General features: G+C 69.9%; 9 protein-coding genes. 2 read left to right on the top strand and 7 right to left on the bottom strand.

Annotated elements, in window-relative coordinates; translation table 11 throughout:
* The first annotated feature begins 9 nt into the window (after positions 1-9).
* Complete coding sequence (gene ligD / locus GXN78_RS26085; RefSeq protein WP_106558783.1) at positions 10-2589, top strand: DNA ligase D; 2580 nt, start codon at positions 10-12, stop codon at positions 2587-2589.
* Between the two features lie 3 nt (positions 2590-2592).
* On the opposite strand, the gene GXN78_RS26080 is transcribed toward ligD, so the two are convergent.
* The 6 genes from GXN78_RS26080 to GXN78_RS26055 all read right to left on the bottom strand — a co-directional run bounded on the left by GXN78_RS26080 (position 2593) and on the right by GXN78_RS26055 (position 8857).
* Positions 2593-3786: a HupE/UreJ family protein gene (locus GXN78_RS26080; RefSeq protein ID WP_106558784.1), complete on the bottom strand. Its 1194-nt coding sequence runs from the start codon at positions 3784-3786 to the stop codon at positions 2593-2595.
* The gene (locus GXN78_RS26075) at positions 3773-4945 is read right to left on the bottom strand and encodes a hypothetical protein (protein ID WP_239142935.1); all 1173 of its coding nucleotides are present in this window, start codon (positions 4943-4945) and stop codon (positions 3773-3775) included. The genes GXN78_RS26080 and GXN78_RS26075 overlap by 14 nt, the downstream gene beginning before the upstream one ends.
* A gap of 16 nt (positions 4946-4961) precedes the next feature.
* A complete protein-coding gene (locus tag GXN78_RS26070) occupies positions 4962-5243 on the bottom strand; it encodes a hypothetical protein (protein WP_106558785.1) in 282 nt (93 codons plus the stop codon).
* Between the two features lie 10 nt (positions 5244-5253).
* On the bottom strand, positions 5254-6735 hold the full coding sequence (locus tag GXN78_RS26065) for a DUF4331 domain-containing protein (RefSeq protein WP_106558786.1): 1482 nt from the start codon (positions 6733-6735) through the stop codon (positions 5254-5256).
* A 338-nt stretch (positions 6736-7073) separates the two neighbouring features.
* Complete coding sequence (locus tag GXN78_RS26060; RefSeq protein WP_275407608.1) at positions 7074-8498, bottom strand: methyl-accepting chemotaxis protein; 1425 nt, start codon at positions 8496-8498, stop codon at positions 7074-7076.
* A gap of 140 nt (positions 8499-8638) precedes the next feature.
* Positions 8639-8857 carry a hypothetical protein gene (locus GXN78_RS26055; RefSeq protein WP_106558787.1) on the bottom strand — a complete coding sequence of 73 codons (219 nt, stop codon included), beginning with the start codon at positions 8855-8857 and terminating at the stop codon, positions 8639-8641.
* Between the two features lie 145 nt (positions 8858-9002).
* On the opposite strand from GXN78_RS26055, the gene GXN78_RS26050 reads away from it, so the two are divergent.
* A complete protein-coding gene (locus GXN78_RS26050; RefSeq protein WP_164255356.1) occupies positions 9003-10328 on the top strand; it encodes an IS1182 family transposase in 1326 nt (441 codons plus the stop codon).
* 187 nt (positions 10329-10515) lie between these two features.
* On the opposite strand, the gene GXN78_RS26045 is transcribed toward GXN78_RS26050, so the two are convergent.
* The gene (locus GXN78_RS26045; RefSeq protein ID WP_106556716.1) at positions 10516-11904 is read right to left on the bottom strand and encodes a phenylacetate--CoA ligase family protein; all 1389 of its coding nucleotides are present in this window, start codon (positions 11902-11904) and stop codon (positions 10516-10518) included.
* Between the last annotated feature and the right edge of the window lie 20 nt (positions 11905-11924).

Raw genomic sequence — 11924 nt, 5'->3', positions numbered from 1 at the left:
CCGCCCGCCATGCCCGCCCGTGAAGCCGATCCCCTGGCCCGGTACTGGGCCAAGCGCGACTTCTCCAGGACCTCCGAGCCCCGGGGGCAGCATGTCGCCGCGGGCGCGCAGGCGCTCTCCTTCGTCATCCAGAAGCACGCCGCGACCCGGCTGCACTACGACTTCCGCCTGGAGCTCGACGGCGTCCTGCTGTGCTGGGCCGTGCCGAAGGGCCCGAGCTACGACCCGACGGACAAGCGCATGGCCATCCACGTCGAGGACCATCCGCTGTCCTACGGCTCCTTCGAAGGCACCATTCCGCCGAAGCAGTACGGTGCGGGCACGGTCATCGTGTGGGACAACGGCACCTGGGAGCCGGTGGGCGATCCGCGCGAGGGGCTGGCGAAGGGCAAGCTGGTCTTCCACCTGCACGGCCAGAAGATGGAAGGCCTCTGGGAGCTGGTGAAGATCGCCAAGGGCGGCGAGCGGCAGGAGCCCTGGATCCTGTTCAAGAAGCGCGACGCCTTCGCGCGGCCGCGGTCCGAGTACGACGTCGTCAGCGCGCTGCCGGACAGCGTGATCGCCAAGCCCTTGAAGCCGCCTGCGGCGCGAGGCGTTGATGCGGCCATCCCGTCCCGCGCGAAGACGCGGCGTTCCACGGCCGGCAAGAAGGCGCAGGAAGCGCCCGTTCCCGGCGCGGTGAAGGCTGCTCTGCCCGAGCGGCTCACGCCCCAGCTCGCCACGCTCGCCACGGGTGTGCCGTCCAGCGGACGCTGGCTCTACGAGATCAAGTTCGACGGCTACCGGCTGCTGGCGCGCATCGACGCCGGCAAGGCCGCGCTCATCACCCGCAACGGCCACGACTGGACCTCGAAGATGCCGGGCCTGGCCCGCGAGATCGAGAAGCTGGGCCTGAAGTCGGGATGGCTGGACGGCGAGATCGTGGTGTTCGGCAGCGACGGCCTACCCAGCTTCAATGCGCTGCAGAAGGCGCTCGAAAGCCGGGTCGCGAAGGCCGACATCGTCTACTTCCTGTTCGATCTCCCCTTCCTCGAAGGCTACGACCTGCGCGGCGTCGAGCTCGTCGCGCGGCGCCAGCTGCTCCAGGCGCTGCTGGACGAGCACGGCAGCGAGCATCTGCGCTTCAGCGCCGACTTCGAAGCCGACCCGGCCTCCATCCTCGACTCGGCCGCGCGCATGAACCTCGAAGGCGTGATCGCCAAGCGCGCCGATGCGCCCTACTCGTCGCGACGCACCGACACCTGGCTGAAGCTCAAGTGCAGGCTGCGCCAGGAATTCGTGATCTGCGGCTACACCGAGAACAGCGAGGACCCGGCCCGCGTCGGCAGCCTGCTGCTCGGCGTCCACGATGCCCACGGTGCGCTGTTGTCGGTGGGCGGCGTCGGCACCGGCTGGAGCGTCGAGGAAGCCAAGCAGCTCAAGCAGAAGCTGGCGCAGAGCAAGAGAACGCAGCCCCCCTTCCCCGCCGGCGCACCCGAAGCGGGGCGATGGTCGAAGCGCACCCTCGGCAGCGAGAAATGGATCGAGCCGCGCCTGGTCGCCGAGGTCGAGTTCGCGGCGTGGACGCCGGACGGCCAGATCCGGCACGCCTCCTTCGTCTCGCTGCGAAGCGACAAGCCGGCCGCCGCCGTGATGCGCGAGACGGCCCGGCCGCTCGCCGGCAACGGGCCCGTGCGCTCGCCGGGCAGGACGGTGATCGGCGACATCCAGGTCAGCAACGCGGACCGCGTCATCGACGCGAGCACCGGCCTCACCAAGCTGGACCTGGCGCGCTACTACGCCTCGGTGGCCGAGTGGATGCTGCCGCATGTGGCGGGCCGGCCCTGCTCCTTCGTGCGCGGCCCGGACGGCGTGGGCGGCCAGCTCTTCTTCCAGAAGCACGGCGAGAAGATCGGCATCCCCGGCGTGCGGGAGCTGGACCCTGCCCTGTGGCCCGGCCACCAGGCGCTGCTCGAGGTCGCGACGGCTCAGGCCCTGCTCGGCGCGGCCCAGATGAACGTCATCGAATTCCACACCTGGAACTCGCGGGCCAGGACCATCGACAAACCCGACCGCATGGTGTTCGACCTCGATCCCGGCGAGGGCACGGCATGGCCCCAGGTTCAGGAGGCGGCTGTGCTGGTCAGAACCCTGCTGACGGAGCTGGGCCTCGCGGCCTGGGTCAAGACCAGCGGCGGCAAGGGGATGCATGTGGTCGTGCCCATTGCGCCGCGCTACGACTACGACACCGTCAAGGCCTTCTCGCTGGCCGTCGCGCAGCACCTGGCGCGCGTCATCCCCTCGCGCTTCGTGGCGCGCAGCGGCGCGGCGAACCGGGTCGGCAAGCTCTTCGTCGACTACCTGCGCAACGGGCACGGCGCCACGACCGTCGCCGCCTTCTCCGCGCGTGCGCGGCCCGGCCTGGGGGTCTCCATGCCCGTTGCCTGGGAGGACGTTCCGAAGCTCAAGAGCGGGGCGCAATGGAACATCGCCACGGCACGCGAGCATCTGTCGTTCCAGACCGCGGACCCGTGGGCGGGCTACTGGAAATGCAGGCAGCCGTTGGCGGCGGCGATGAAACTACTCGACTTCCGCCCGAAGGCCGGCTGAACGCTACATCGTCAGCAGTTGCACATCGAACACGCGCTCGAACAGCCACAGCATCGCAACGCCCGCAGCCAGCATCGAGCCGCTGTGCAGCACCACCGGGCGATAGCCGCGCCAGCCGCGCAGCGCGGCCAGCACCAGCAGCGCCAGGGCCACCACGGCCAGCTGTCCGGCCTCCACGCCCAGGTTGAACTGCAGCAGCGCGCCGACGAAATCGCGCGTCGGCAGTTCGAGCTCGCGCAGCACGCCGGCAAAGCCGAAACCGTGGATCAGGCCGAACACGAAGCTGAAGAGCTTGCGCCTGCCACGCAGCAGCGGGAACAGGTTGTCGAGCGCTGCCACCACGATGGTGAGCGCGATGGCCGGCTCGACGATGCGCGGCGGGATCGTCAGCAGCTGCAGCCCGGCCAGCGCGAGCGTGAGGGAATGCGCGACGGTGAACATGCTGACCAGCCCGACCATGGGCCACACGGCCTCGCGCCAGCGCGCCACCGGAACCCATCCGTCGCCGCAGCGCCGCAGCACGGCGGGCAGCAGGAGGCACAGGAGGAACAGCAGGTGGTCGTAGCCGATCAGGATGTGGTGCACGCCGTCGCGGAAGAAGCCGGCGGATGACGCAGCCGTGCCACCAGCAGGAGGCGCGCCCGGCCAGGCCACGGCGACCCAGTCGCCCGTGGGGTCCAACGAGAGCGCAGCCGGCGCGGCGCCGCCCTCCCCCGCGATGCGCAGCAGCCCCCGGTGCGTGGGATCGACCTCGCCGAAGAGGCGGTAGTCGATCTCCAGCGCATCGCCGCTCGCGCAGCGGCCTTGCAGCTGCAGCACCAGGTACGCACCATCGATGCGATCTTCCACCGACGGCGACTGCGCCGGCGCCAGGCTGCAGCGCCCCTGCTGCGGGCGCAGTCGCGCCAGCGCGTAGGCGCGGATGTCGTCCATGCGCGCACGGACCTCGCCCCAGCGCAGCTGCCGGTCGCCATCGCGGTCGAGCTCGAGCGCGGCATCGAGGTCGCGCAGCGCGATGTCCCAGCGCAGGGTGAGTGCGTCGCCGTCGCGCTGCAGTTGCAGGTAGGCATCGCTCGCCTTGTGGGCGTGGGCCGGCAGGACGGCACCCATGAGGATCAGCGCCAGCCAGCCGGCCACCGAGCGCCGGCACCAGCGCGCCAGCGTGAGCCGCGGCGCGCGGACATCAGAGGACGGCATCGATGCGTGCATCCCGCAGCCCCGTCTGCCGCAGCAGCGCCTTCACTTCGAGGCGCGCGGCCTCGTCGCCCGCCGCGGCAGCCGCGCGCGCGAACAGCAGTACGTCGACCGGCTCGCGCTGCAGCCGCACGTTGACACGCGCCAGCGCAAGCGCGCGCGGCGCGTCCTTCTTCACATCGAGCGCGAACAGCGCTTCCTCCCGCGCATGCGCCGCGCCCGCACCGGGCCGCAGCGCGGCGGCGTCGAAGCGCGCCTGCAATTCCTGCGCGTCCTGCCGGTCACTGCCCGGCGGAGCGGCGACGGCGAGGCGCAGCAGCACGGCATCGCTGCGCGCTTGGTCGGCGAGCAGCGGCGCCACCTCGGACGCGCGCCCGCTGCGCAGCAGGAAGTCGCTGTAGGCCAGCAGCAGGTACCCTGAGCGTTCGGCCCCCAGGGCTTGCCGGTAGGCCCGCACGGCCGCCGCGGGCCGGCCTGCGAGCTCCTCGATCTCGGCCACGCTGGTGAGCAGCCATTGGCGGGTCGCTGTCTGCCGCGGACCTGCGAGAGCCGGGTCAGCTAGCAGCCCCCACAACGCCTGGCGGGCAGCTGCAGGGTCACCACGCAACCCGGTGTTCTCGGCCAGGCAGGCGATTCCGTAGAGCGTGGGACCGGCGCGGCCCAGCGCCCGGCAGGCGACATCCGATTCGGCATAGCGGCCGCGCACGCGCAGCAGGGTGGCCAGCGTGATCCAGGCCTGCGCGTGGCTCGGCCTCCGCGCCAGGGCGGCTTTCAGCGCGGCCTCGGCGCCGTCGAAATCGTGCAGGAACTGCGCCACGGTCGCGCGCATGACCAGCACCTCGACGGGCGTCGCGTCGGCCGCGGCCTGCCCCCAGGCCTGCAGCGCGCCCAGGGCATGACCGGCGTAGCGCGCGTCGCCCTGCGCGCGCGCCAGCTCCAGCAAGGCCTGCGCCGCCGCGACCGCCACCCGCTCGTCGCGCGGATGCTGCGCCAGCTCGCGCCGCAGCCGGCGCGTCTCGCGCGAGCCGTCCGTCAGCGCGGGCAAGGCTTCGACGATCTCGGCGTCGCTCGCCGGCACGCGCGGCACCGCGCAGGCGGCGCCGGCGGCTGCGAACGCGGCGAAGGCCAGGGCCAGCTGCCGCAGCAGGTTCCGCATCGTCATGCCTGCACTCCGCAGTTCAGGGCGTGGCGACCGGGTCCCGCGAGTCCGAGGTCGGCGGCGGATCGAAGGCCGCGACATCGGCCGGCTCGGCCATGTCGAGGGCCGACGCGATCAGCCCCTTCACGTAGGCGATGAAAGCCTCGTACGGATCGGCCATTGCCGGCGGCTGCGCGGGTGGCGTCGCCGCGGGCGGCGGCGTGAAGACGAAGCCCCCTGCGCCATCGCCGCCCCCGCCGCACGCCGCGAGCAGGCCGGCCGCCAGCAGGGAGGCGCCCAGAAGTCGAGTGGTCCGGTTCATGTTCTTCTCCTCACTGCGCACCGGGCAGCGGCGTCGTCAGGTACGGAAAGACCTCGAGGAACTGCGCGGCGCTCTGTGTCGCGCCATCGGTCAGCGCCGCAGCGCCCGCGGGCGCGTCGGCGGGCTTGCAGCCGACCTTGAGCGTGTCGCTCGCGCCGGTCGCGACGCACAGCACGCCCATCGCCACGCGCAACTCGGCATCGACGATGTCGTCGCCCGGCCGGCGCCCGTTCGGAAAGCCGGCCAGGTCGCCAGCCAGCACGCCCAGGTTCATCTGGCCGGCCTTCGGCGTGGGTGCGATGCCGGTGTTGAGCCGCAGCATCTCGGCCGCCTTTACGTTGGCCGGCTTGTTGACGCCCTCCACGCCGGTGAGGAAGGCGGCGACCAGGTCGGTGCGCGGGAAGTGGGTCGGCGCCTGGGCCGAGGGAAACAGCGTCTGGATCAGGGCCGGCAGGGTCGGGTTGGTCACGTAATCCGCGAACTGGCCGTCGTCCTTCGGCTTCGCGCTGTTGAAGCGGTCCTTGTCCTTCAGCCCGATCACCAGTTCGTTGACCAGCGGCATGCCCAGGCGCGAGACCTGGGCCCAGGCGCCGCCGTTCAGGGCGGTGGTCCCGTGGCCCCGCTTGGGCGGGCTCGCGATCAGCCGGCCCTGGCGCACGCTGGCGCTGGTCCAGCCGCCGATCACCGGGTCGCTGCCGGCCAGGCAGGCGATGGGCACTTCCAGCGCCATCGTCGTGATGTTCTTCCCGGCCAGCGCGTCGGGGTTGGCATTGGGCGCGCCCAGCGGATTGAGGTTGATCAGGTCGAAGACCTGGCCCAGCGCAACGGAGAACGAGTCCTTGCGCTGCCCCACGAACACGCGACCGGGCGCAGCGCAGCCCGGGATGTTGACCGTGTAGAGATGCTGGTTGGCGTAGGCGGCATAGCCGGCCGGGCCACCGAAGGTCTTGTCGCCGATGTTGTCGGTGGGCTTGTCGAACTCGGCGCCGCCGCCGGCCATCGTGACCGCCTCGGCCTTGGCCTTGCGGCGGTCGCCGCGCACGATGCCCAGGGTGTAGGTCTCGCGCAGGTTGCTGGTCGCGCCGTTGGGCGCCGAGATGCCGCCCGACTGCACCAGCGGGATCGACACCTGCTTGTCGGAGATCGGCAGTTGGATGTCGCGCAGCGTGTTCCTGAAGCGGAACTGGAAGCTGATGTTCTCCACCGCATCGCCATCGGTGTCCAGGTGGATCTCGTACAGCACGTCCGGGTCCATCGCGAAGTAGTTGGGGCCGCCGTACGGGCTCTGGTCGGGCTGGTAGTTGGCGATCAGCGTCACGTAGTCCTGGCGGCCCGGCTCGTAGCTGCGGAACATGTAGAAATCGGTCGCATCGAGCTTCGGCATGCCGGCGATGGAAGGCGCTTCGCGGTGGCTGGACGCGAAGGCGCCGCCGGCCGCTGCCGCGCACAAGGCGAGGACGCAGGCCCGCAGGGGGTGGGGAGTGGATCTCATCGGCGTCACCTCTGGAGTGAGTGGTTTCCGGGCGGTGCATCGGCAATGCGCAGGTGCGCGCTGGCGATGCCTCCGAACTACGCGTGGGCGATCCGTGCGGATTCGCCTTGTCGCGCAATGGACCATTGCTTGCGCCGCAATGGAGACCCGGTGATCCGTGACGCTCAGGCCGACGACCGACAGCGGGACGTGGCCGTTTCCAAGCTTAAGTTTCCCCTAAGACTGGGGGCACACACTGCGTACCGGCAGCCCGTTCTTTCTCCTCCCTCCTCCCTCAATCAGGGCTGTCTTTCACCCGCTTCGGCGGGTTTTTTCTTGGCCGCTCGAGATTGCCGGGGCTAGAAGCTTTCCCAGTCACCGCCGGCAGGCAGGGCCGCCGCGGGCTTGCGCGCCGGCGCGGCGGCGATGCGCTGGACGGGCGGCTTCGCGCGCGCAGCGGTCTGGGGGACCGGCCGGATCTGCACCGGCACCACCGGCGCGGGCGGCGCTTCGTCGTCATCCAGCTTGAAGGTACGGACCACCTGCGAAAGCTTGCCGGCCTGCTCCTGCATCGACGCGGCCGCCGCGGCCGCCTCTTCGACCAGCGCCGCGTTCTGCTGCGTGACCTGGTCCATCTGGGTGATGGCCTGGTTGATCTGCTCGATGCCCTGGGTCTGCTCGTGGCTGGCCGCGGTGATCTCGCCGACGATGTCGGTCACCCGGCGGATGCTGCCCACGATCTCTCCCATGGTCTTGCCGGCCTCGCCCACCAGCGCGCTGCCGGCATCGACCTTGCCGACCGAGTCGTCGATCAGGCCCTTGATCTCCTTGGCGGCGGCGGCCGAGCGCTGCGCCAGGTTGCGCACTTCGGAGGCCACCACCGCGAAGCCGCGGCCCTGCTCGCCGGCGCGCGCCGCTTCCACCGCCGCATTCAGCGCCAGGATGTTGGTCTGGAAGGCGATGCCGTCGATCACGCCGATGATGTCGACGATCTTCTTCGACGAAGCATTGATCGAGGCCATCGTGTCCACCACCTGGCTGACCACCTCGCCGCCCTTGACCGCCACATCGGAAGCCGACAGCGCCAGCTGATTGGCCTGCCGCGCGTTGTCGGCGTTCTGCTTGACGGTGGAGGTCAGCTCCTCCATCGAGGCCGCCGTCTGCTCCAGCGCGCTGGCCTGCTCCTCGGTGCGCGACGAAAGATCCTGGTTGCCCGCGGCGATCTCCCGCGACGCCGTCACGATCGAATCGGTCGACTCCTTGATACGGGTCACCACGTCGGTCAGCGTGTCCTCCATCTCGCCCATGCCTCGCAGCAGGCGGCCGAACTCGCCGCCACGCTCGGTTTCGAATTCCTTGCTGAGGTCGCCGGCCGCCACCGTCTCGGCGATGAAGATGGCCTCGTCCAACGGCCGGACGATGCTGCGCACCAGCCCGACGGTCCAGCCGATGCCCGTCGCCAACGCGAGCAGGCCCAGCCCGATCAACAGCCAGCGCGTGCCGACGATGGACTGCTCCAGCTCGACGGCCGTGGCCCGGTCCTGCCGGTCTTGCAGTTCGGCCAGGGCCGTGAGCTGCTTCTGCACCGCATCCGGCGCCGGGGCGCCCTGCGCGAGCTGCCGGATGCCGCCCTGCAGCGCTTCCTGCTGCACGGCCTGGGCCCGTTCGTGGATCTCGGCCATGCCGCGCAGACGCACCATGCCCATCGTGATCGTCACTGCCATCAACAGCAGGACGATCCCGAAACCCCACCCGAGGCGGGTCGCGATCTTCATATTCCGCATGCTTGTTCCTCGACGGCCGCCGAATGCGGGGCCTGGTCATGAGGCTTATCGGCAGGCGGGCTGCGGAACTTGAGGGCTTAGATCTAGGCAGAAACCCTATGCAACAAGGAAATAGCGACCCATTGGCGCCGCCGCAGCGGCTAACCGTCCAGCGGCACGCCGCCGCCGAAGTGGACGACCCACTGGTCCCAGAGCTCCTGGTTGACGGCGGCGAAGGGCCGCTGCCAGGCAGTCAGCATTTGCAATTGGATCTGCTGCGCCTGCATCAGGCTTTGGATGATGGCGGCCTGCAAGTCGAGGACCGGCTGGAAGCTGCCATAAGCGCTATTGGGCAGGTCGGCGGCGGAGGCAATGGTCATGGCGAAGGGTCTCCATGGAATTTGAATTGGAAACAGTCGTTGGCTCGCAAGGCCGCGCCGCCTTGTGCCGAGTCGAAACATGAAGCCTAGGAGCCTGCGCGGCAGAAGCGTGACGAGCGCGCAGATGCTTGATAGATTTGGGCGCATGCCCATCAGCTACCTGCCCTACGAGCCTCAGCAGCAAAGACTGCTTCCTGACGCACTTCAAGACTGGCTGCCCGAAGGGCACCTGGCGTACTTCATCAGCGACAGCGTCGACAGCCTGGATCTGAGCGCCTTCCATGCGCGATACGCCAAGGGTGGGCCGCGCAATCAGCCGTTCCACCCGGCCATGATGGTTAAGGTGCTGATCTACGGCTATGCCACCGGCACCTTCAGTTCGCGCAAGCTCGCGGCCAAGCTGCACGAAGACGTTGCGCTGCGGGTGTTGGCTGCAGAGAACTACCCGGCGCACCGCACGCTCTCGGACTTCCGGGCACTGCACCTGGAGGAACTGGCGGCGTTGTTCGTGCAGGTGGTGCGCCTGGCGCGCGAGTGCGGCCTGGTCAAGCTGGGCACCGTGGCGGTGGACGGCACCAAGCTCAAGGCCAACGCGAGCCGCCACAAGGCCATGAGCTATGACAGGATGGTCAAGGCCGAGGGCGAACTCAAGGCGCAGATCGATGGCTTGCTCAACCGAGCGTGTGCCGCCGACGACCTGGAGAAGAACGAACCCGACCTGGACATCCCCGGGGAGATCAAGCGCCGTGAGGACCGGCTCAAGGCGATCACCGAGGCCAAGCTGCGCCTGGAGCAACGCCAGCGCGAGGCCGATGCGGCCCGCGGGCGCAGCGCCGACGACGAGCGCAAACCCCGCGACAAGGACGGCAAGCCCAAGGGCGGGCGCTACAAGCGCGACTTCGGTGTTCCCAAGGACAGCGCCCAGGAGAGCTTCACCGACACGGACAGTCGGATCATGAAACGCTCAGGTGGCGGCTACGACTACGGCTACAACGCCCACACCGCGGTGGACGAGGCCGCGCAACTCGTGGTGGCCGCGGAACTGAGCAACAACGCCGCCGACAGTGACCGCCTGCCGGTGCTGTTGGCGGCGGTGAAGGCCAACCTGGGCGAGGACGCCCGACAGGTGCTGGCGGATGCGGGATTCCGCTCGGAGGCCGTGTTCGAGCAGCTCAAGGACAGCCCGAGCGAGCTGATCGTGGCATTGGGCCGAGAGGGCAAGCAGGCGCTGGACATCGACGCCGAACAATACCCGCGCACTGCAGCGATGGATGCCAGGCTGAAGACGCCACCAGGCCAAGCGGCCTACCGCAAGAGGAAGTGGATCGTGGAGGCGCCCAACGGGTGGATCAAGAGCGTGCTGGGCTTCCGGCAGTTCAGCCTGCGGGGATTGAACAAGGTCAAGGCCGAGTTCAAGCTCGTGTGCCTGGCGCTGAACCTGCGGCGCATGAGCACCTTGATGGTCAGATAAGGTCCACAGTGGGGGCACACGCGTGCCCCTCGCCTCCGGCAGGCCAAATAGACCCTGTCCGGGAGCTTCAGGAACAGCCAAGGCGCAGCGCCAACCCTTCCTCGCCGTGCACGAACTCAACGCGGGGCTCACCTCCGCGCAGAAAAACTTCTGCCGCGCGGACTCCTAGTGGATGCCCTCCCCCGCATCAAGCCGTTTCGACCCGCACGCGCTGCACCTTACCGCTGGCGCCGCGGCACTCGCGCTCGCCGCTCTTGCAGTGGATGTGCACGCCGTCGGCGCCCAGGCTCAGCAGGTAGGCCGACAGCGCGATGCGCGCGCGGCGCAGGCCCTCGACCGCCGCCTTGCCTTGCAGGCCGGTGCGCAGGAGCAGCTCGCAGGGGCCCTGCTGAACCAGCTGGAAATCGAAGAGGCCCGCATCGTCCTCCAGCACCGTGCTCACCGCCAGCGCGGGCACGTACACGGCGCGCTTGCCTGGCCGGCCAAGGCGCAGCGCGTCGTCGTTGCGGCCTTCCACCTCGATCACGGGCAAGGCGGAGCCGCAGGGGCAAGCCGCGGGGTCCTGCCGCACGCGGTCCCCGAGCTCGTAGCGGATCAGCGGCTGCACATGGTTGGCGAGGTTGGTCAGCAGCGAGCTGGCCCCGAACTCGCCCGGCGGGACCGCACGCCCTTGCGCGTCCACCGATTCGAGGATCGCCCAGTCGCTGTTGAGATGGAGCCGGCCCTGGCGGCATTCGCTGGCCAGGGTGAGGAATTCCGAGGCGCCGTAGTTGTCGACCACCGGGCAGCCCAGCGCCTGCTGCACGAAGCCGCGCCGCGTCGCCGACAACTCCTCGCCGCCGGTCCATATCTCCCGCGGCACCGCATGCAGCCGGCCGGCCAGGCGCTCCTCGGCCAGCAGCAGCGCCACGCTGGGATAGGTGGTGACGACGGTGGGGCGCAGGGCGTCGAGCTGGGCCGCCAGCGCCTCGGAGGACTGTAAAAAGGAGACGCTGCGCAGGCTCATCGAGAGGGCCGGGTTGAGCCGCCGCAGCCGCTCGATCGAAACCGTGCTCGCGAAATGCCCGCCGGTCGCGCCGACGAAGACGATGCGCTCGCCCAGCCCGAAGGGGTTCATCAGGCGCTCCAGCGAGCGCGCCGCCGGCCGGCGCAGGTACTCCAGTGCGTCGTAGACCGCCATGGCGTGGGCGTCCTGCACGAAGATGCCCGGCTCGCCGCTGCTGCCCGAGCTCTCCCACACCACATAGCGGCCGGCGAAGGGATCGGCGATGCGGGAGCGGTCGGCGGTGAAGCGGCGCAGCGCATCGAGGCGCAGCGCCGGGTCGGCGACCCAATCGTCGAAGGCGTGCATCAGCTCGGCCTTGCGCACGATCGGTAGCTCGTCCAGCCGCGCGTGGGCAGGGTCCAGCCCCTGGAACCGCTGGCGATAGAAGGCCGATCCACGCACGGCGGCGCGCAAAAGGTCGGTCAGCCGCCGCGCCTGCCGCTCGGCCAGCCCCTGCGCGCCGGCATGCGAGGCCGCGGCCGCATCGAGGGCGATGCGGCTCGTCAGCCAGGGATCGAAGGGTGGCAGCATGGGCACGGCGGAAGGCAGAA

Source organism: Variovorax sp. WS11 (genome assembly GCF_010499245.1).
Taxonomy (GTDB): domain Bacteria; phylum Pseudomonadota; class Gammaproteobacteria; order Burkholderiales; family Burkholderiaceae_C; genus Variovorax.
This window is presented reverse-complemented; position numbering and strand designations above follow the sequence as displayed.